Consider the following 23345-nt stretch of genomic DNA (forward strand, 5'->3'; position numbering starts at 1 on the left):
CCGCGAACCGGGAACGGCTGCCCGTCGAGATCGCCCTGCAGTACCGCCACTCGGTGACCGGCGGATGGGCCGCGGCCGTGGACCGGATGGACGAGACCGAGCTGGTGACCCGGCTGACCGAGCTGGGCGTCCCCGTGCCGGACCAGCACCGGTTCCCCATCGCGGCGCAACTGCTCGGCGAGCTGCGCGACCTGGTCGTCCGCCACACCCCCCTGGACGACCGGGAGCTGGCCGGGCTGCGCGACGCGGTCCTGGACTGGGACAACCGCTGGAACTCCGACATCGGCGACGCCTTCCCCCACCTGCTGGCCCATGCCTTCGACACCCGCGTCGACATCGCCTGGTTCAACCGGCGGGCCGACGGGCGGACGACCCTGCGCGGCATGCGGCGCGGGATCGGGCCCGCGAGCGCCGCCTGGGAGATCGAGCTGTTCTACAGCAACGAGGTCGGCGCGACCGGACGCCCCGTGGGAGGCACCGAGCACTACGAGGGCAGCGACGCCGCCCCCCGGTTCGCCCCCGCCACGACCCCCGCCGGCCCTGCCCCCGCCGGCCCGTCCACGGAGCCAGGCCCCTCCACCGGCCGGCCGGAGACGGGCCCCGGCGCCACCTACAGCGGGCGTCCCCCCGCATCCGGCGGCACCCACAGGCCCGGACGCGGCCGGACGGACCGCAACCGGCCCGAGACCCACGGACCCAGGTCACGGTGGGGTTCCCGGGGACGGTCCGGCAGGCAGCGCAGCCACGGCCGGCCCCAACCGCCCGTGCGCACGGCCCAGCTCACGCCCGAAGAACTGGCCGCCCGGACCGAGCTGAGCAGGCTGCGGTCGGCCGACCCCGAACTGCGCCGCGGCCCGCTGGACATGGACCGGCTCGCCCGCCGCGTCCTGCTGCTCACCCCCGAGGAGCGGGTGACCGGTGAGCGGCGCGCCCAGCTGTTCCGGCTGGCGTCGTCGGCCGAAGCCCAGCGCGTGACGAGCCTGGCGGGCCTGAGCGCGCTGTACCTCATGGACCGGGGCGCTTTCGACAACCGCTTCCGCGTCATCGATGCCCAGGGCCGCCCGCGGGGCATCAACTGGACCGGGAGCCGGATCCCGGCCGACCTCGACCTGAGCACCACCGCCGTGATGGTCCGCCGGGACCAGGGCAACACCGTCGACGACGTCCGGCCGGCGCTCTGGGCCTCCGGGCCGGGCCGCCCCGACCCCTACCTCCTCGCCACGTCCGGTGAGCACCAGTTCCTGGTCCGGGGCCGCGCGGGATTCCAGCGCCATGTGCCGTTCGAGGTGTTCAACGAGCTGATGGCCCTCGACCCGGTCCTGACCGCCCTCCCGGGGGACGTCCCGGCGACCCTGGTGATCCCCGGCTTCGGCCGTACCGCCGCCTGGCCCCGGAGGTTCGCCGCCCGGCACCACCGCCCCGTGGTGTCCACCAGCGGCGTCCCGGCGGTGGTGGACCTTCCGGGCCGGCCCGGTCACCGGGTGCTCGGCCTGCTGGACGACGAGGGGCGGCCCCGGGGCGACTTCTTCATCTCCCGGCCCGGGCCGGTGCCTCCGGGCTCCGAGACGGACGACTGGGTGGGGGACGCGGACATCTTCCCCATTCCCGACGCCGAGGGCTTGGTGACGGGCTTCGTCTCGGTCGACCTCGGCGGGGACCCCGACGGCGGCCGGGCCCGGCTCCTGGATACCTCGCGGCTGCCGACGGTGACCGCGCTCGTCACCCACAACGACCAGCTCGGTGAATACATCGCGCTGCGGAACGTGCCCTGGCCGCCCGACGGGACGGTCTTCACCGGCCAGCACGGCTTCGCGGGCAGCGTCTCCTGGGCCACGAGGGACGGGTTCCGGCAGTTGAGCGGCCGTGAGCACGCCCGCGCCCTGGTCCGCTGGTCCTCCCTGGCGCAGGTGTCGCCGCACCGCCCCCGGGCGCTGCTGGTCTGCTTCTCCGCGGCGCGGCCGGGCATCGGCGGCGTCGTCGCGGACGGACAGTTCGACGGTCCGCTGCCGTTCGTCCCCGATCCGCTCGCCGTGGTCGCCGCGGCACAGGACCTGTCCAACGATCTCGAGGCGACGGTGTACGGGCCCCGCCATCGCATCGGCATGGTGACGCTGGCGGACGGCACCCGGGCCGTCTCCGTGTGGACCAACGTCCGCGGCGAGGGCGGCTGGCTGGTGAAGTTCCGTCCGGAGCCGCGAGGCGCCGCGCTCGACGAACGGGCCCGGATGGCCGGGCTCCGCACCGGCCCCGTGTCCCCGGAGACGCGCCACCGGGCGCTGCGGCTGGTGCGCGCGCTGCGCGAGGCCTTCCACGACCCGGACGTGGACGAGCGGAGGGAGTACCCGGACCTGCTCAGTGGCATCGGCGCGCTGGAGCGCATGCGCGAGCGCGACCGGGTCCTCGACCGCGACGGAAACCGCGAGTTCACCCTGGACCTGCTGTACCGGGTGGTGCGCGAGTTCCGGCCGGGCCGCCCCGATGTGCGCCCCGGTGGCCCCGAGCACGTCCAGGAGGTGCTGGCCCTGGCCGACGCCGCGTGGCAGGCCATGCCGGGCCGTCCGCTCGGCAGTTTCGTCACGCTGCCCCACCTGATCACCGCGCTGAACCGGCTGCCCGCGGCGGGTACGCCCGCCGCCGAGGCCATGGCCCGGAACGTCCTGGGGACCCAGGACGGGCAGCCGGTGGGCGAGGCGGAACTGTCCAGGCTGGTGTGGACCGAGGTCAAGCTGCTGGAACTGCTGGACACCGTCGACGACCGCGGGGGGTTCGCCGCCGGCATCCTGCACCTCGACCGCCCCGACCCCGCGCGGTTCGACGACGCGGTCGCGCTGGTGCGCAGGGCGATTGCCGCGGGCCGCCACTTCCTTCCCGAGATAGCCGCCGACGACCTGGAGAGCCGGGGCGCTCTGTCGGACCTCACGCTCGGGAAGAACGCCGCGGGCGCGGCCAACGGCCGTGACCTGAGCCATGGCTCCGCCGTGCTGGACGGCGACTTCGACGCCAGTGTCGTCACCTTGGTGGATTACGCGCCCGACGGGTCGCTCATCGAGATCGGCACGGTCCCCGCCCCCTGGTACCGGCCGGGCCTTCCGCCCCCGTTCCTGTACGTCTTCGACGGCGGCTTCCTGGGCGCGCCGGTGCCACGGCAGGAGTTCGGCGAACTGGTCTTCCGCGACCGCGTACTGCACCGCGCGCCCCGGAACGCCGCCATCCTCCTGGTGGCGGACGGCGCCCGGCCCCCGGCCGGCGCGCCTCTCCTCGGGAGCCTCCCGGGGGAGGGCGCCCGGAACTCGGGCCGCGGGGTCTGGGCCACGTACGGCCGGACCGGGATCCACCGCCGGCCGGGGTCCCGGACGTTCACGGTCTACGCGGCGCCGGACGCGTCGGGGCGTCGGCCCCTGCCGTTCGACTGGGGCTTCATCAGGTCGCGGGACCTCACTCCGGCCACCCCGCGGCCCACCTGGGCGCCGCCTCCCGGGGGCGGCCCGTCGCCCACCTACGGAATCGGCAGCGGGACGCCGGGCGCCGTGGAGCCCGCCGGCACCCCGGCCGCGTCTCCCGAGGGCGACGACGCCACCGTCACGCCGCTCCCGGACGACAGCCGCGACGACAGCCGCGACGACAGCGTTCAGGAGGCCGGGATCCTCGCGCTCGCCCGGGACGAGCACACCCAGGCGCTGGCACTCCTCACCGAGGCCACGGAAGCCGCCGAGGCGGCCGAGGCCACCGGCCCGGACGCCCCGGAGCGCGCCGCCGCCGCGGAGCGGCTGGAGGACGCCCTGGCGCGGTTGGAGGACGCCGTAACCCTGCTGTACGACCTCGGCGTGCCACCGGCCGAGCTGGCCGCCGCCACGCCCGGGGACACCGCCGCGATCCCGGCCCCGGCCCCGGGCGAGGACGTGCGGGGGTGGCTCGCCGGCCAGGTGACGGAGGACGATCTGCGCCGGGGCGCGCCGCGGCTGGACCCGGCCGAGTTCGTCACCGCGGCAGAACTGCGCGCCGCCGGTGGCGAACTGACCGCGACCCAGCAGTTCGAGGCCAAGCTGAACGCCGACCGGCTCCAGGCGGGTGGCGTGTCCCCGCTGGACCAGGTGCGGCTGCTGCTGCACCGGTCCGGCCCGGTGCCGGACGGGCTCGACGTGGTCGCGGCCGAGGTGTCGCGGCGGCTGTGGCGCTCGGCGTACGAGGCGTTCGAGGCGGCCACCGCGACGCGCGGGAGCACGGCCCCGGGGGAGGAGGCGGCCCCGCAGGACGTCACCGGTACCCCGGACGTCACCGGTACCCCGGACGGCGCGGCACTGGACGCCACCGGGGCCTGGGAGCTCGCCGCCTTCCTGGTGCTGCCCGTCCCGGCGCACGCGGCGCGGGCCGACGCCCGCTACGCCGGGGACGCGTTCCGCGAGGCCGTACGGGAGGTCGCCGAGCATCTGCTCGACCACGGGCCGGACGCCCGGTCGGCCGTGGAACTGGCCGACGCGCTGCGGCGGGAGCTGGGCCTGCGGACCCGCTGGACCGGGGCCACCGCGCCCGCCCCCCGCCCCCGGCCGGTGGCTTCGGCGTCCTCGGCACCGCCGGCCTGGAACGGGTCGGACGTCGACATGTCCGACGCCGGGACGTCGTCGGACACCGACACCGACTCGGACGATGACATGCCGGACGCCCCTGACGCGTCCGAGTCGGAGTCGGGGGCCTCGGAGTCGGAGGCCTCGGAGTCGGAGGCATCGGAGGCTTCCGAGTCCTCCGATGTGTCCGAGTCCTCCGATGCCGAGAGCCGTCTGTTCTCGGACGACTCCGCGTCGTCCGAATCCGAGTACAGCGACTCCTCGGACGAGGAGTCCTCCGATTCCGGCTCCGACGACGACGCACCGGTCTCGAAGCCCGCCTCCCGTACCGCGCTGAGTCCACAGACCGAGGTGCGCTTCGCGAAGGGGGCGCTCGCGCTGTCGGAGGCCGACGCGGCGCACGTGCGCGACCTGGCCCGCCGCCTGGCCGTGGCCGGGCTGCGGAACCTGCGGGCCGAGGTGGACCTGCCGACGGTCCGCATCTCCGGCTACGGCAACGACTTCCGGTCCAACGCCGAGCTGTCGGTCCGGCAGGCGGCGGCCGAGGACCGTGGTGCGCGACGGGCCCAGGTCGTGCACGTGGCATTGCTGCAGGAACTGGGCCGTGCGCTGGCCGTGCTCCAGCGGAACCGGCCGGCCGGTCAGCCGCGCCTGGAGGCGGCGCACTTCAACGTGACCGGCAGCGGCCTTCCCGAGGTCCCCGCCAACAGGCTGGTCTCGCAGTGGCCGAGGCCGACCTCGATCGAGATCTCCATGGAGCCCCACGCGGAGGCGGTGGAGATCCTGGACCAGCTGCGCCGCCAGGAGAAGCGGCTGCGCCGCGGGCCGATGGATGTGGACGGTCTGGCCCGGGAGATCCTCCACCTGCCCGCGGGCACGGCCGTGGACCAGAACGTCAGCGACGAGCTGTACGGCCTGGTGCTGGAGGCGGACCAGGAGGGACGGGCGACCAGTCTCGCCGCCCTGGCCGCTTTCCACGCCCAGCGGCAGGGCGTCCTGGACGACCGCTACCGGTTCACCGACCACCTGGGCCTGGGCGCAAGCACGGGGGTGAACTGGACGGGCTCGGGCGCCCGCGAGCTGGACACCACGACGGTCGACCTGGCCGAGAAGGACGAGAAGGGCACCATCACGCGCCTGGGGCCGGACGACCAGCCGTGGGAGGGGAACGAGCCCGCCTATGTCGTGGCCGCGTCGGGGGACCGGGACAAGGTCGTGGTGCCGTGGCCGGACAAGACCACCCGGGACCTGGGCATCGAGGAGTTCGCCGAGCTGATGGCGCACGACGCGGCGCTGTCGAAGCTGCCGAAGGACGTGCCGATCGTGCTGGCCGTCCCGAACGCGGGCTCCGGCCTCCTCTACCTGGCGCGCCGGCTCGCGTTCCGTACCGGCCATCCGGTGTACGCGCACAGTGGCGATGTGGAGCTCACCGTCCGGCCGGGGAAGCCGACGAGGATCCGGGTGGTCCACCACGCGGGGCGCCCCGAGGGCGACTGGGTTCCCAACCCCGCGGACCTGGACCCCGGTTCCCCCGACGACGTGCCCGACTGGCACCACGAGGTCGAGACCTCGGCCATCGTCAGCAAGCTGACGAAGAAGCAGATCGGACGGTCCGCCTTCGACCGCGGCGACCTGATCACCGGCCGTGAGCGACAGCTTCGCCACCTCGACCAGATGACGGAGTTCGCCCACTACAACCCCGCCACGGGCACCGAATCCGCGCGCTTCACCCCGGCGGACCCGGACGAGGCGGCCCCGGCGGTCTACCAGAGCCTCCACGGGCATCCGGGCGGTATCTCGCTGCCGCTGCGGGACGGCGACCAGCGCATACTGAACGGTGACGAGACGCAGCGGTATGCCCGCGCGCGGCGCAACAGCCTCTCCGTCTACCCCAAGGAATACTGGGCCGACCTGGAGATCTGCTGGGCGGGATCGCCGCGGGACCGGAGGGCGCCCTCCTACATCCACGGCGGTGAGGCTTTCCCGGGGCCGTACGTCGCCGACCCGCTGGAGGACGTGCCCGTCGGACAGCGCTACGCGAACGGTCTGCGGCGCAAGGTGCGCTGCACCATCCGGATGACGGCGACGAGCGACGACGGCGAGCCGAACCGGGTCTACTACCGCCTGATATACGGCGACCCCCAGGGGCGGCGGTCCGGGCGTGCGAAGTTCTTCCCCGAGCCGAGGACCGCCGAGCTGAACCGCCGGGCGCGGGCGATCGGTTTCAGCCGCCCGGACGGCAGGGTGTCGGCGGCGCAGCGGCACCGGACGCTGCGGCTGGTGCGGGCGCTGAAGCTGGCGCTGGGCAACGAGGTGGACGACGCCGTACGCATCGAGGACAACCCCGGCTACGCCGAGCTGCTGCGCGGGGCCGCCGTGCTGGACCGGATGTGGCACGCCGACGGCCGCTCCCATGCCGCGGGCCCGTTCACGATGGACCTCTTCCACCGGATCGTCGCGGCGAAGCTCCCCGCGGGCCGGACGGAGGCGCGCCGGGCGGACTACCGCGCGGTGCTCCTGGAAGCGGCGGCCACGGCCGCCGGCACGCCCCTGAGCGACTTCGTGACGCTGTCGACCGCCGTGAACATGGCGAGTTTCCGGAAGAACAGCCTCACGAGGGATCAGTGGGACCGTGTCATCGCGTCGACGATGGAGACCACCGTCGCCGGCATCAGGGCCAGCCACCGTTCGCGGACGTTCTGGGCCTCGGTCAGGGAGCATGAACTGCTGGACCGGCCCGGTATGGACATCGACGGCCTCGCCCGGAAGGCTCTCCACCTGGAGACGGCCGACCCGGTGGACGAGGCCGTCCGGGCGGAACTGCGGCGGCTTGTCACCAGGGCCTTCACGTGGGGCATTGACGCCGCCGATCCCGACGCGCTGGCGGCGTTCCACCTGGAGACGGCCGGAGCCTTCACAGAGGACGACCGGATGAGGGACCCGCTCCTGGGCAGGGTGCGGGCCGGGGCCGACTGGTCCACCGGTGGTGCGAAGATCAGCAGGCTGGACACCTCCAGGATCCTGACGTCCGACGGCCTCGTCCGCGCCCCGTGGGTCGATGAGGACGAGCTCAAGATCACCGATGTGGACAAACGGCCGGTGCCCTTCGTGGTGCGGGCGTCCTACGATCCGTCGGACCCGGACGCCCTGCGCCTGCGCTTCGGCAGCCAGACGCGGGTCTTCCGGGTGCCGTTCATGGAGTTCGTGGCGCTGATGGCCCATCACCCCATGCTGGTGGACCGGAGTCTCGACGACGTCGTGGTGCTGGACATCCCCGGCCTGGGCGGCCCCCGCCTGCCGTTCATGTTGAGCAAGCGGCTGGGCCGCTCCGTGACGACCACCTACGCCACGACGGGGATCGCCCACCTCAGCGGAAAGCCGTACCCGGTGCTGTCCCTGTTCCCCTCGCCGCAGGTGGCGAAGCCGACGGCGGACGACTGGCGCTTCAAGAACCCGTTCGACCCCACGACCCTCACGGACGCCCCGCCCCCGGTCCGGCCCGTGCCCAGCTCGACCCGTCCGACCCTGACGGACAGCGGACGGGACGGACAGGACCTGGCCGGTGTGGAGGGTGTCGACTCGGTCGGCCTGGACACACTGTCGCCCGCGACCGCCGTCCCGGCGGGTATCCCGGCCGCTGACCCGGATTCGGACCCGGATTCGGACCCGGATTCCGACTCGGATTCGGACTCGGACTCGGACTCCGACCCCGAGCCGAACCCGGCCCCTGAACCGGATTCCGACTCGGATTCCGACTCGGATTCCGACTCCTCCGAGGACTCCGACGACGGCACCCCCGCCACCCCCGGGCCCTCCGCCCTCGTCACCCGCTTCGGCAGCGGCCACCGCGGCCTCCAGGGCTCGGTGCACGTCATGCCGTTCCCGGAGGAAACCCTCACCTGGCTGCACGCGCACCTGAGCCGGACCGTACGGGCCGAGGCCGCGACCCAGCTGCCGCCCGGCGCGCTGGAGGCGCAGGACCCGGCGGACATCGCCGCCCTGGAGCGGGACATCGCCGCCCAGTACTCCGGCGACGAGGTGCTGGACGCCCTGCCGCACGTGCTGAGCGGCAAGGGAATGTCCCGCACGGTGACCTACCGGGGCCGCAGGTACCAGGTGTCGGCGCGGCTGGAGCTGTTCGGCCACCGGCCCGCTCCCACGATGACCGAGGACACGCCCGAGGGCCGCCGGGTGCACATCGAGGAGCGCAACCGGACCGCGGTCGACACCAGCGACACCAGCAGCACCGGGAACGTCCGGAGCCTGCCGCTCTCCTACGGCCGCACCTGGGCGGTCCACGACTCCAAGAACCCGGCGGTCGCCTCGCAGACCTTCACCCCGAAGCTGACGCTGACCCACAACCAGCAGGCCGTCACCATGACGGTCCCGGAGAACTACACCGCGATGTCCGCGCTGGCGTTCTCCTCGGAGCCCTCGCACGCCTACGACTACGGGATGAGCTGGCAGTTCACGGCCGTACTCGCCCCGGGCCCCACGGAGCCCACACCCCACGCCGAGGAGGACTGGGACGACGCCGAGACCTCGCCCGCCCGGCTCACCGCGTGGTTCCCGCACTACCTCACCCAGCACATGCCGCCGCGCCCGTTCGGCCCGGTCTCCCCGCACGACGTCCCGGCGGACCCGCGGACCGTCTCCGACGAGCTGCCGCTGCACCGGATGGACACCATCCACGACCCGTCCGAACTGCTCGACGCGTTCCTCGCCGCCCCGCAGCTGCGCCCGCATCTGCGTCGCATGTCGGACGAGTCCGCCGCCGCGCTGCGGTCGTTCCTGGACGAGAACAACCGGCGCTCGGGGCTGACGCTGATGCTGGCCGAGGCGTACCCCTCGCCGATCCTGCTGGACCGCGGCGGTGAGCCGCTGGGCTATCTGGAGGTCTGGGCGCGGATCAACTCCTTCAGCCTCGACGCGCTGGCCAGGAGCAGCAACAAGCTGATCCTGGAGAACGACCTGCTGCACCTGGTCGGCGCCAAGACCGCGCTGACGGTCTCCAACGCGGAGCGGGCCGAGTTCACCGTCGCCACCACCTTCCAGGGCTCCGAAAGCCCGGACGGGAACTTCGTCTTCGGCGGCGGCTACAAGCACCAGCGGTCCCGCGTCTTCAACTCCGGTGGCACGGCGTACGACTGGTACAGCCTGGTCAGCGAGAACCCGCACCTGCTGACGGACGCCGACATCACGTACTACGCCGCGCTCGTGCTCCCCAAGGGCGGCCGGACCGAGACCTTCGAGCTGCCCAGCCCCCAGGGGCAGTCCATGCGGGTGCCGACGCTGGCCGATGTGACCGGCGTTCCGGTGGAGCCCGGCCAGGAGCGCCACCTGCCGTCCGAGGTGGCGTCCCTGCGCGGCCTCCCGGTCGACGTCACCCCACTGAAGGTCACCGGCACCGGGCCGCTCTTCGACAAGCTGGAGACGCTGCTGCGCAAGATGGGCTTCCTGGCGCCCTCCACGCCGCAGCGCCTGGACTGGCTGAACGACAGCGCGATCCTGATGGCGTGGCTCGCCAACGCCCGCAAGCTCCGCATCGCCCGCTCCCAGATCGGCCGGCGCGGCGGGCTGGGCGCGACCATGGACGGCGGCCACCCGCTCTACGTCGAGCTGCCCCTGGAGTACGGGGTCTGGCGGCTCGCCATCGACCTGTCCGTGGAGCCGACGGACGGTACGTCCCCCCACCACCGCAAGAACCTGCCGGGCTGGTCGCTGATGAACGCCAACGGCATGGGCGTCGCGGGCAGCGAGTCCAGCAGCTCCAGCCAGTCGCTGTTCGGCAACGTCTCCGCCGAGATCAGCGGCCCGGCCCCGCACCACTGGACGGTGGCGGGCGGCATCCCGTACAGCGTCTCCGCCACCCGCCAGATCACCGGCGACAGCTCGGGGTCCGCCGCCGGGTACGGCCTCGACCTGCTCACCTACGCCCAGTCCGGGCTCGGGGTCTTCGACATCCCCGGCACCTTCACCATGAGGGTGTTCTCGGAGAACGGCGACACCCCGCTGGCGACGTTCGACACGGAGGACGGCATCGTCTCCGTCGCCGTGCCGCTGAGCCGTACCCTCGACGCCCCGGCCGCCCCGCTGGGCCCGGTCGCCATCCGCCGGGCGAACGCCGAGGACTTCCGCAAGGCGCGGATGGCCCCGGACGCGGGCGGCGTCCGCCCGCAGGACGTGGTGCTGCTGCCCGGCCAGGCCCATGTCAACCTGGCGTTGGGCAGCGGCGCGCTGATGTCGGCGTTCCGGCAGATGCTCAAGGGGATCGACCCGGCGGCCACCACGGCCGCCGAACCCGGCGCGCTCGCCCGGATCCTGCGGTGGGCCGCCTCCCAGGGCTCCGACCTCATCGACAGGCTGCCCTCGGCCATCACCGCCTTCGCCGAACCGGCCCACTGGCTCAAGGACATGACCGTCGGCAAGTCCATGACGGACGCCGAGAGCCCGGTCCAGCAGGTGCTGCGGGCCGCGTCGTCGTCGACCAGCCTGATCTCCCGTTCGCCGCAGATCTTCCGCGGCGTCTACGTCGTCGACGCCGACACCGCCGGCTCGCTGGTGGGCACCGAGATCCAGGGCGAGATCCGCGGCTACCTGCACCATGCCGTCTACGAGGGGACGGGCCACCCCGGCGACAACCCCGACGCCGCCACCTACGCGGAGAACGACCTCACCAGCACCGACTCCGCCTGGCGCGGCACCACCTCCGGCCGCTCCGAGGCGGTCTCCACCAGCCTGACCGGCTCGCACACCGGTGAACACCCCGGCAGCGTGTCCGGCAGCGGCGGCCGGAACACCGCGGTGACCCAGAGCCGGACGGACACCGACGCCGCGTTCACCGACCGGGTCACCGCCGAGGCCCACGCCAAGGACCGGTTCCACGGTTTCCGGGTGGACGCCACGTACCTCGTCCTGCTGCGCAAGGGCCACCGCAACGCGGTCGCGAACGCGGTCGGCGTCGGCCCGCACAGCTCGGTGGCGTACGCCGTGACCGTTCCCGGCGGCGTGGTGTTCTGGGCCACCGAAACCCTGGTCCGGCAGGATCCGCAGCTGGCCCGGCTGGCCGGTCTGGAGCCGGCGCAGCTGCCCATGGACCGCCTGCTGCCGCGCTACTTCGCCCGCGCCGGCGGCCGGTCGCTGGGCTTCGCCACCGTGCCCGAGGCGCTGCCGGCCGGCCCGCTGGACGACTTCACCGAGGCGATCCGCGCCGGTGTCGAGCACAAGGCGCCCGGCTCGCTCATGCCGGGGGACGGCCGCCACGTCCGCGGGCTCGACGCGCGCATCGCGGAGGCCGGCGCCGTGACCGGCATGCGGTCGCTGGCGTCCGCGGGCGCCAACCACTGGCGGCGCTCCCACTTCCCCTACCGGGGGCGCACCGGTCTGCACCTGGTGGAGGTGGCGCTCAACGCCCGCCCGGCACCGGGCACCGACCTGGCGGCGCTGCGCGGCGCGCTGCTGGCCTACTCGGGCCTGGAGAACATCAACTCCGCGTCGGCAAGCGCCATCACCCTCACCGCCTCCCGCAGCACCGGGTTCACCCTCACCCTCGGCGGCACGGGCGGCTTCACCCTCACGCCGGGCACGGAGCGGACCGGCAGCGCCGGGGGCACGGCCACCTTCACCTCGGCCGGCACCCGCGGCCCGTCCCGCGTCGTCACCAGGAACCACCAGGAGTGGCCGCGCACCTTCCGGCCCGCCGCGCAGTTCCAGGTGCCGTACGAGTTCCGGGTGGAGGTCACCTCGACCCGGCTCAACGACTCGGCGCTGGGCTTCCTGACCAACCGGGTCGTCTCGTTGGCGCAGTTGGTGGACGCCCTGCTCGACGGCGCGCTGTCGGCGGCCGACACCGCCGGGCTGACCCGCTGGATGGACCGGGCCCTCGGCCGCGACGGGACCGCCCGTGCGCAGAACCCCCCGGCGCCCGCCCCGGTCCCGGCCCCGGCCCCCGGCACGCCCGCCACCGTGACGCTCCGCTTCCCCGGCAGCGAGGCCCCGCGGCGGCGCGAGGACGGCACCCCGGAGCTGCCCGCCCCGGCCCCGGTCCTGATCACGCCGAACGTCCACCGGGCCGACCCCCGGCCCACCGCCGCCCCGGCGGGCGATCCGGAACGGGACCGGCTGTCCGGCACCGACCGGTGGACGCCGACGCAGCCGATCACCGTCTACGACTTCGACGCGATGGACGAACTCGCCGACGCGCTGCGCGAGGTCGACCCGGAGCTGCGCGGCGAGGGCCTGCCCAAGACCTCCACCTCCGCCGAGAACACCATGCGCCGGATCGGTGACCTCATCCGGCGGGGCAAGATCGAGCTGACGCCCGCCCAGGCGTCCCGGTACACCGGCCAGCAGCCCTCCGGCGGATCCGCCCGGATCGGACTCGCGCTGTACCGGCCGCAGATGGAGACCTCCAGCCACGACGTGCTGTCCCAGAGGCTGCGCACCACCACCGCCACCCACACGACCAGCGCGAGCCGGAAGCTCAGCCCGTCGGTGACCGCGCCGGTCAAGGGCGGTCTGACCGACGGCAACACCGACACCCTCGCCGGGACCGTGCCCGTAGCGGGGGAGAACACCGCCCTGGGCCAGGCCACCGGGGGCACCGGCCTGCGCCGCGAAGTCCTCAAGTACGGCTCGGCGGTCTCGGAGAACGCCGAGGGCGAGCCCGACGACAGCGGTGTGCTCGGCTACACCCTCACCGCCCACACCGTTCTGGAGGTCCGCGGCCCGAAGGGCACCCGCTGGGTCACCGGCAACGTGGTGCTGCGCCCCACCCTGGAGGACGTCCTGGGGCTCGGCATCACCCCGGCCCGCCCGTCGCAGGGGGTCTACGACGTCCCGGCCGCCCTGGCCGAACGGGGCATCGACGACTGGCGGGCGCAGGCCCCCGAGACGATCGGCTTCCGGCTCGCCGAAGGCTTCGCCGCCCAGGACACGCGGCCGCAGGTGTGGCTGGACGCGGGCGAGGTCACGGCCGACACCCGGCGGACACTGCTCGCCGTACGCCGGGCGCTGCTGGACGGCGTGGCATCCGACGAGGCCCTGAACACCCGGGGGGTCACCCTCCCCGCCGACATCCGGCTCGCCCTGGAGGGGGCGGCCCGCGCCGCCGACGCCGCGCAGCGGCGCGTGGAACTCGTCCTGCGCACCATCGGCGGCCCGGTCCACCTGCCCTTCACCCCCGGTCCGCTGCACGGCTGGGCCTCCGAGATGCCGGTGCCGCAGGTCGAGGTGACCGAGCCGGTGCCGTCGGTCGAGGTGACGCCCCCGCAGGACGGGCCGGCGCCGGCCCGTACGGCCGCCGCCAGGCTGACCACCCCCGTCGTGCCCCGCCCGGTGCTGACCCGCCGCCAGCTGGAAGGGGTGGCGAACCGTCTGGCGGACAACCTTCCGGCCGGGGAGACGCCGGTACAGCGGTGTCTGCGGCTGGTGGAGGCGCTGCGGGACGCGGTGCACCCGGGCGGGGTGCGCATCGCGGGCACGGTGGACGACTCGGTGACCCTCGCGGGCCCGGACGCCGCGGCGGCGGGTCTGGTGGCCGGGCCGGGCTGGCGGCCGGTGCGAAGCTGGGACGAGGTGGCGCGCGCGGTGGCGAACGCCGGGCGGGGCGCGCTGGCGATCGTGCTGGCGCGGCGCCAGGGCGGCGAGCTGGGGCACGTATGGGCCGCGTACCACCTGGGCGGGCGCGGCGGCGTGGTGGCGGTGGACCCGTCGGCCCGGGAGGGCCACCGGGTGTCGGCGACGCCGCCGGACCTGGCGGCCGTCGAGGCTCAGGTGGTGGTGATCGACCGGGCGGGTCGGGTCCTCAAGGACGCGCTGCCCGGGTTCACCGAGTCGTCCTCCCTGGGCCACGCGCTGATCGACCGGCCCGTCGAGCGCGAGTACGGCGCCGTGGGCCTGGAGGTCGAGGACCGTCACATCGTCCTGATCAAGAAAGAGGAAGGGTCCAGGACCGTGGCCACCGGCCCCGGCGTCCGGTTCGTCACCGACCCCGAGGGATTCTGGCGCGACCCCGAGACCGGGCAATTCCACATGGAGCGGCCCCAGGTGCCACCGGGGACGCCGCCACCCGCCCTGGAGGACTACTTCTTCGGGCGGATCGTCGCCGATCCGACGGCCGGACCCGCCGGGATGCCGGGGCAGTCCCCGCAGGAGGCGCTGGCGCTGCTCGAGTCCGCCCGGCGGAGCCTGGGAACACCGGGGTCCAACGACCTCATACGGCTCACGGACCTGCTGGCGGGCCTCGAGGGCTGGGAGGTCGTCGAGTCCGGCCGGCCGATGAGGCTCACCCCCGGCCTTCCTGACCATCCCGGGCGTCTCGTGCTGAGGGAAATGCCGGGTTCGCGACTCCTGGCCTCCGGCCCCGGCATCAAACTCGTCACCGACACCATGACGTTCTGGCGCGACCCCGCCACCCGTCGTCTCCTGGAGACGGAGCCCCTGGCGGCACCGGGAGCGCCTCGGCCTGTCTCGGAGCAGTACCACATCGTGGAGTTCGTCCTCGATCCGATGGCCGCACTGGGGGAAGAGGACAGGCACTCGCCGGAGGAGGCGATGGCCGCGCTCGACCTGGTCCGGGACAGGCTGGACAGCACGGACGGGAACGAGGCCGCCGTACCGCTCGCGGACCTGCTGGCGGGCCTCGCGGGCTGGGAGGTCACCGGGGCCGGCCGGCGGACCCTCCTCGTTTCCCACCTGCCGGATCACGATCATCGCTCGTACACGCAGCCCACCGTGGGTTTCCCGACCATCGGTCTCAGGGGGCTCCAGGACCTCGCGATACTGCGGCTGTCGATGGGTCCGGCCAACCCGGTGATCAGTGGGGGAAGAGACTTCGGGCGGATGATCGCCGCGGGTTATCTGCAGTACGTCATGGACGGCGGCGTCCCGGCCGACTACCTCCCGTTCCTTCCGTTCCTCTCGGTCATCCCGGAGGTCGACGAGATCTGGGGGCACGGGGGAGAGGCGTTCGCCCATGTCGCCGCGAGGCCGGCGTCCCGGATGTGGCCACCGGGGACGGAGCCGCTGATCAAGAACCTGCTGGCGGTGGCGGGCCGGCATCCGTTCGACCGCGTGCTGCGGGCCCTGCGGCCCGGTACGCGGGAATTCCTCGACGGACGCCACGACCAGATCACCCAGGTCTTCAACCAGGCACTGACATCGCTTCTGGGCTACTACCAGAAGGCGTTCGGACTCCCGGTCGAGGACGGGGTCTTCGATACCCCGGAGGACGACGCCCCCGCGCCCCGCGAGCACTTGACCGCCGCCTTGACCGGGCGCACCTCCGAGGGGAAGACCGTCGGCCAGTATCAGAGCGTCGGCATGAAGGACTACCGCGTCCTGGACACCGGCGAAGGCCGGCTCCCGGTCGCGCTGACCCTGAAGGAGCTGCGGCACTACGGGTTCGGCCACCAGAACATGACCAGGGAGGAGGGACGCCGCGCCGTCACCGAACTGGTGGAGCTGAGCCGGGAGGCATATGAGCGGGCGCTGAGGCACGTGGCTCCGCTTTCGCCCGAGGTGCTGCGCCTCGCCGTCACGAGCATCCGGGACAACCCCGTGGTGCAGGCGTTCCTTCCCTTCCTGCGACTGGCCCAGGCGGGTGTGCCGCAGGCAGGCGGCCCGCCGCGGAAGCTGCTGACGGTGACCGAGGCCCAGGCGCCCGCTCAGGCGCTGGGCTTCTACGCCCTGGGGACCCCGCTGACCGCCGAAGCACACCGCTCGCTGGGGGACGTGGTCCGCACGGCGGCCGGACTCCTCGGCCAGGTGCCCCCGGGGGAGCAGGCGCAGGTCCGGCAGATCGTCGAGGGCGCGTGGCAGGCGCTGGGTGTCCTCGCCGATCCCTCCCGGACGCCGCCGGTGGTGTCCATGGCTCCGGAGGTCACCGCTGCGGACGGCACCCGGGTGCCGTTGGACCAGCTGTCGCGGGTGAAGCACCGGGACCCGCAGGGGGAGCCGGTGGCCTTCTCCTCCCGTCCCGCCTCGGACCGGGACGGCGGCCGGGAGAACAGCTACGGTCTGCTGCCGCAGGTGCGTCAGTTCACGTTCCTGCTTTCTTCCCGGTCGCACCAGGGGCCGAGCGGGGCGGTGGTTCCGGAGAGCGACCCGATGGGGCTGCCTTTCGGCAAGGCGTATCTCGTGGACATCGGGGGCGACGGCGCGCTGGCCGAACTGGGGATGGAGGACGGTTCGGGCAAGGCGTTCGAGTACGCCCGGGTCGTGGACTTCCTCTACGCCGCCGATCCCGATCTGGTCGCCCTGGACGCGGAGACGGCCGTCGTGGTGACGGGCGCGGACGTGGCGGGACCGCCGACGCACGATCCGCTGGAGCGGCCGGTCGCCGGCCAGCTGCTGGCCAACTGGGCCGGCTGGGTGTGGACCACGGGCAGCGGACGACGGCCGGGCATCGCGCCCGGCGACGGCCGCCTCGGACCGCGGTTCCAGCTGGCCGAGGACGACTGGTGGGCCGGGTTCCGTCCCGAGCCCTCGTCGGCGGAACGGGCCCGGCTGGCGGAGCGGGTGACGGGCGACCGGACGCGTGCCGGGGACGTGCTGCGGTGGGTGCGGGCGATCCGGCTGGTCTACGGGCCGGTGCTGGAGGACGATACCGCGGCGTTCGAGGCGCTGCTGCACGGCTTCCGGGCGCTGGACGAGGAGCGGGCGGCGCGTGGCGATCGTTCCCCGCTGACGTGGGGGACCCTGCGGCAGGCGGTCGGCGCGCACCTCGCCGGGCTCGGGACCGGGACGCCGCCGCTGCCCCAGGCGCTGCCGTTCGCCATGGTCTCGGCGGCCGGATCGCTCGGGAGGATCCTGGAGCTGTCCGGGTTCGATCTGACCCAGCGGTACGTGGCCCTGCGCGCCTGGGAGCCGGTCACCGGCTGGTCCGGGGTCCCGGCTTCCACCACCGGCGCGACGGCCGGCCCCGCCCAGGGCGTCGCGCTGTCCGCCTGGGGCTCCGACGGCCGTCCGGTGCGCGGCTGGCTCAGCTCCGAGCCAGCGTCCTTCGCCGGCGGCGCGCCCGACGCCTTCGCGCCGCAGGACGACACGTCGGTGGCGCCCACGGCACCCGCCACGGTTCCGTATGACGCCACGGAGGCGCACTACGACGACATCCTGCGGGATCTGTTCGGGCAGCAGCCGGTGCCCCCGTGGGCACGGGAGGCGCTGCGGCGGCTGAACGCGCTGCGGGCGAAGGTTCCCGCGCTGCGCGGGGGGCCGCTGGACATCGACGCGCTCACGCGGCATGTGCTCATGCTGGACAAGGACGCGCCCGTGACCTGGGAGGAGCGCGGTGACCTGTGGCGGGTGGCCGTGGATCCGGCCGTGGAGGACGCCCCCAGCCTGGCCCGGCTCTCCGCCTTCTATCTGAAGCTGAACGGCGCGCTCGACGACGAATTCCGTATCACCTCGGCCAACGGTGGGCGGGGCCTGAACTGGACCGGTGCCCCCCTCGCTCCCCAACTCGACGTGACCAGGGTCACCGAGTACGCCCGGCAGCCGAACGGTTGGATCCAGCCCGTGCGGAACGCGACTCCCGCGCCGTGGGGCACGCCCTACGCGGTGATCGCCGACGGGGGGCCGGCGAAGGTCCGGGTGCGCGGCACGAATGGCTTCTTCCGCGATGCCCCGAAGGCGGTCGTGGCCGAACTCCTCGGTCTGGACGAGGTGCTGAGCGCGGAGCCGGGCGGCGTGCCGGTGCTGATGGGCATTCCCCTCGGGGCCGTCGGCAACTCCGCGCTGACGCAGGACAGCGCCGATCTGCTGGGCCGGAACGTGTGGTCCTCGATCGGTTACCCCGTGGTGACGGGCCCGATCGGCAACGACATCTCCGAGGACCGGAGCTTCGCGGGTGGCTGGCTGCTCAGCGAACCGAACCCGACGCCGGGGGGTGGCCAACAGGGCGCGGCGTGGGAGCGCCAGGTGTTCACCCTGCCCTTCATCGGTCCCGACCACCGGTCGGCCGGGCACATGTCCGTCGCCCTCTCCGGGCCCGGCGGCGTCTCGCGGACAAAGTCTCAGCTGCTGCTGGACGTGCCGAAGGCGACGCACTTCGTCCATTTCGATCCGGCGACCGGGGACATCAGCCTGCCGGAACCGTTTCCGTGGGTGGAGGCGAAGGAGCCCACCCCGTATTTCGAGGCCAAACACGGGGAGCCGGGCCTGAGCACCTGGGCCCTGGACAACGGGGGAAGGGTGGAGACCAGCGGACCGGGGACGTCCGGTGCGCTGAAGCGGCGGCGGAGCTTGCACCGGCGATCCGGCAAGTCCCCCATCGTGCGGATCGTGTGCTACAGCGCCATGCCCGAGGGCGCCGGGTTCATCGGCGCCCACGGCCCGGCGCCGTTCGTCCCGGATCCGCTGGCGGTGGTCTCCGAAGCCCAGCAGATCGCCACCGACCACGACCGGCCGGTCTACGGCTTCGTCGGCAGGGTGTTCAGCAGGGCGCAGACGCCCATGGGAGTGTTCCTCGGCGCGGAGGCCAATGCCCGGGGCGTCGCCTACGCCCCGGAAGTGCGGATGCCGGAGCCGAAGGGGGCCGAGCTGGAGGCCCGGGCCCGCGACGCCGGTCTGCACTCGGGGCCGGGTCCGGTGCCGCCGGAGATCCTGGAGCGGACGCTGCGCCTGGTGCGGCTGCTGCGTGGGGAGTTCGGCCAGCGGATCGACTGGGCCCCGGAGTATCCGGTGCTGTGGCGGGGCGCCGGCGCGCTGGACGTGATGTTGCGCAACGATCCCGCGCTGGCCCGTGTTCCGCTGTTCACCGTGGAGTTGGCCGCGAGTCTGTCGGCAGGGTTCCTGGCGCAGCACCCGGGCCTCGCACAGCCCTCCAGGAGGGCCGTCGTGGAGGCCATGCTCACGAGGGCGGGCGAGCGGCTGGCCCAGACCCCGGGGCTCGCGCTCACCGGTTTCGTTCCGCTGCCGGCCGTCACCGCCGCCGCGGCCGCGATGGGGGGACCCGGTTTCGACGCCCTCACTGCCCACATCCTGGGGCTGAACCCACATCAGGTCGGTGACGCGGAGCGGTCGCGAATGCTGTGGGCCATGGTCAGGGTCCAGGACTACCTGGACGGGATCAGGCAGCACGGTGGTGAGCAGGAGCTGGACCGGGCCGCGGCCGTCCTCCTCCACCTGCCCGCACCCGATCCCGCCCGGCGTACGGAAATGACGCAGCTGCTCCGCCAGGCGGTGGCCCACGGCCGGAACCCCTACCGGATCGGGGAAGTGGCCGCGTTCCACCTGGAGTCCCGCGGCGCACTGGCACGCGGCACCCTCATGACCACCACTGCCGGCGGTGTGGCGTTCGGACGTGACCACAGCGGCAACCCGGCCGGGCCCGTCGACTTCGACCCGTCCAAGGTCACCTTGCTGCGCCGTGAGCCCGACGGGACGCTCCGGCCGGACTCCACGGCCCCGGCGCCCTGGTACAACCCACAGGCACCGGAGCGGCTCTGGCTGTTCCGGGCCGGCCAGCGGGGCGGCCAGGCCGTCATCGGCGCCCCGGTGCGGCACGACGAGGTCGGCGAGCTGCACTACCGCGACCCGGAGCTGGCCCATCTCTCCCTGCGGATCCCGGTCATCCTGCTCGTCGAAGGCGCCCGGCCCGCCCCCGGTCAGTCGCTGGTGGCGAGCCTGCCGGGTCAGACCGCCCTGCTGTCGGGCCGGTGGACCTGGGCCGCGTACGGCAAGCCGACCCTCTACACCGATCCGGCGACGGGGAAGACCACGGTGGCCCTGGAGCCGGACGCCGCCGGCCGGCCGCGCCCGGTCACCGACCTCGCCTTCGTGCGCCCGAACGATGTCCGGGGAGTGATCGGGGCTCCCCAGCCCACCCCGCCGGCGCCCACGCCCGTCGCCCCGGCGCCCACGCCCGGCGTTCCGGCGTCCACCGCGCCGTTCGGGGCCCCGGCCGGTCTCTCTCTCACCGACGCCGGCCCGTCCGGCCGTGGTCCCGCCACGGAACTCTCCGTCGACGGGCCGTCCGCCGGCGGGCCGTGGTCGGTGTGGGCCGCCCCCACGGATCCCGCGGCCGAAGGGGACGCGGCGGACGAGGCGGCGCCGTTCGCCGCGGCACAGCACCCCGCGACCGGGGACCAGGACCCCGTACGCCCCGAGCAGTGGCCGTCGGTACGGCGGGTCAGCAGCCCCGCCTCGGATCCGGGCGAGCTGTCCGACGACGTGCCGGACGAGCCGGTCCCCGGCTCGGCGAACCCGTCGGTGGGCACCGCGCCGGGGGCCGGGCGGCGGCCGGGGTTCAGGACCGGTCCCGCGTGGCCGTCGGCGACGCTGATCGCCTTCGGGAACGCGCCCGTTCCCGGGCCGGTCGTCGGGGCCAGCGCGGTGCTGCCGCAGCGGACGCCCATCGCCTTCGAGCAGGGCGCGAGCGAGCTGTCCGCGAGCGGGAGGGTGGCCGCCCGGCGCCTGATGGTCCGGATGGCCACGGTGGCCGTGCGGAACCATCGCGGCGGGCTGCGTCCGCCGACGGGCGTGATCACCGGGTACGGCGACGGGTCCCGGGAGCTGGGCGAGCGGCGCGCGCACACGGTCGCCGAGATGTTCAGGAGCGAACTGGGGCCGGTGCTGGCCCAGTTGCAGGCGGACCTGCCGCCCGAGGGCCGTCTGACCGCGAGCGCTCTGCTGGTGCACGAGACGAGCCGGGAGCGGGAGACCGGCCGGGACACCGGGGCCGAGGAGCGGCAGGCGACGGTGGAGTTCCTCGTCCCGGACGCCGATGACGTGGCGGCCCTGGAGACGCTGGACGCGCTGCGGCTGAAGGACCGCGACCTGGCCGGCCGCCCGCTGGACGTGGACGCTCTCGCCCGCCGGATCCTGCATCTGACACCGGAGGCCGGGAGCGCGGACCCGGCGGCCGCGCGCGCCGAACTGTTCGCCCTGGTACGCGACGCGCTCGCCGCGGGATGGGCGACCGGTCTGGACGGGTTGGGCGCGTACCACCTGAAGTCCGCGGGCGGCAGCGCCGTCCTCGCCCGTTTCGCCCTCAACGGCCGCAAGGGGCGTCCGAGCCTGAACTGGACGCCCCAGCCCGCTGCCGAGGTGGACACCAGCGAGATCCGTACGGTGTCCGCCGCCGTGCCCTTCGGCACGCCGGAGCCCGCGCCGTGGCATGCGGAGGGCGACCCCGAGCCCTGTCTCGTGGGTGCAGTCAAGGGAGGCCACGACCATGTGATGGTGCGGTGGCCGGACAAGACCGAGCGCCGGGCGAGCTTCGGGGAACTCGCCGAACTGCTCGCCCACGAGCCCGGCCTCCCCGAGGGCGCGCCCATCGTCCTGGCGTTCCCGTTCTCGGGCGGCATGGGGCTGGAACTGGCGCGCTACGTGGCGTACAGGACCGGCAGGGTCGTCTGGTCGTTCAGCGGCTTCGTGCGGATGAGCTCCATCGGCGGCAACCGCTACACCATCGGGATGGTGAAGCTGCCCGGCCGGCCGTTCGGCGACTGGACCGCGAGCAGGCCGGAGGACTGGCACGACCCGGAGCCGGATGTGCCGGAGTGGGAACGCCACTGGGTGACGCACACCATCGTCGGCGGGGACCACCAGCAGCTCGGGCGGTCGTCGCTACAGCCGAAGGACCTGGTGGGGGACCGGGAGAGCATGCTCCGTCACCTGCCGGAGATGACGAGCATCGGGCACTACAACCCCACCACGCAGTCGTGGGTGGGCACACCGCGGCCCGTGGAGGGCCCGGCGCCGGACTACACCTACTCCGGGCACGGCGGGCCCGGCTTCCTGGACGTGGCCCAGGACGACGGCAGCTACGAGCTCGTCACCGGACCGCGGTTCGGGCGTGGCCTCGCACGGCGCCCGAGCGTCCGGAACCTTCCGCGAGACGCGACGATCGGCCTGGCGTCGTGCTGGGGCGGTGCGGCTTCCGACCGGTCGCCCGACCGCGCGGACGCCCAGCCGGCGGCTCCCGAGCCGTTTGTCGCGGACCCGCTGGAGAACGTGGCTCCCGGCCAGCACGCGTCCAACGAGACCGACCTTCACGTGGTCGCCGACGACCACATCACCTCCATGGCCCAGGGCACCAACGGCCGGGAGACGCGGTACTGGTACGAACTGGCCACCGACGTCCGCGGCCGGCTGGGACGGCGGAGGCACTTCTGGCCCGAGCCGAAGGGCACCCGGCTCGACGCGATCGCCAAGGCCGCGCGCCTGTACGACGGCGACGGGCCCGCCTCCGAGGAGGTGAGGTACCGCGCGCTGCGCCTGGAGCGTGCGCTGCGGCGGGTCTTCGGCGGGCGGGTGAAGCGCAGGAGCGACTACGCGGCCCTGCTGCGGGGCATCGGCGCGCTGGACCTGATGTGGCGGGCCGACACCGAGCTGTCCTCCGGCGCGCCGATGTTCACGACGGACCTGTTCGACCGGGTCGTCCGCAAGAAGTCGGACACGGCCGAGGGCGACGACATGGCGCCGAACGTCTACCGCGATGTGCTCGCCAAGGCGGCGAGCGCGTGGGACAGGAAGCCCGGACGGGCCCTCAGCACGTTCAGCAGGCCCGCGCACCTGGCGAGGGTCGCCGAGCAGTTCGCCGCGCTGGAGGATCCGCGGGCCACCGCGCGCCGGGTCCTGGGCCTGCCCGATACGGCTGCGCCGGGCCGGGCCGAGTACACGAAGCTGTTCTGGGCGATGGTCAAGGCCCGGGAGGCGTTCGCGGCAGTGCCCGACCTCGACGCGTTCGGCGCCCGGGTGCTCCACCTGGAGAAGCCGGACCGGGGGCGGCGCGGGGAACTGTTCTTCACGCTCGCCGCCGCGGCGGCCGTGGGGCGG

At 74.0% G+C, this 23345-nt stretch carries 1 protein-coding gene (only partly in view); it reads left to right on the top strand.

All 23345 nt of this window come from inside a single coding sequence — locus ABZ562_RS05010, lonely Cys domain-containing protein (protein WP_361474166.1), on the top strand. Of the gene's 95679 coding nucleotides, 40666 precede the window and 31668 follow it; the stretch shown corresponds to coding positions 40667–64011 — codons 13556 (partial) to 21337 (complete); the first codon wholly inside the window starts at position 3. Both the start codon and the stop codon lie outside the window.

The organism is Streptomyces sp. NPDC019937, assembly GCF_040631655.1.
Classification (GTDB): domain Bacteria; phylum Actinomycetota; class Actinomycetes; order Streptomycetales; family Streptomycetaceae; genus Streptomyces.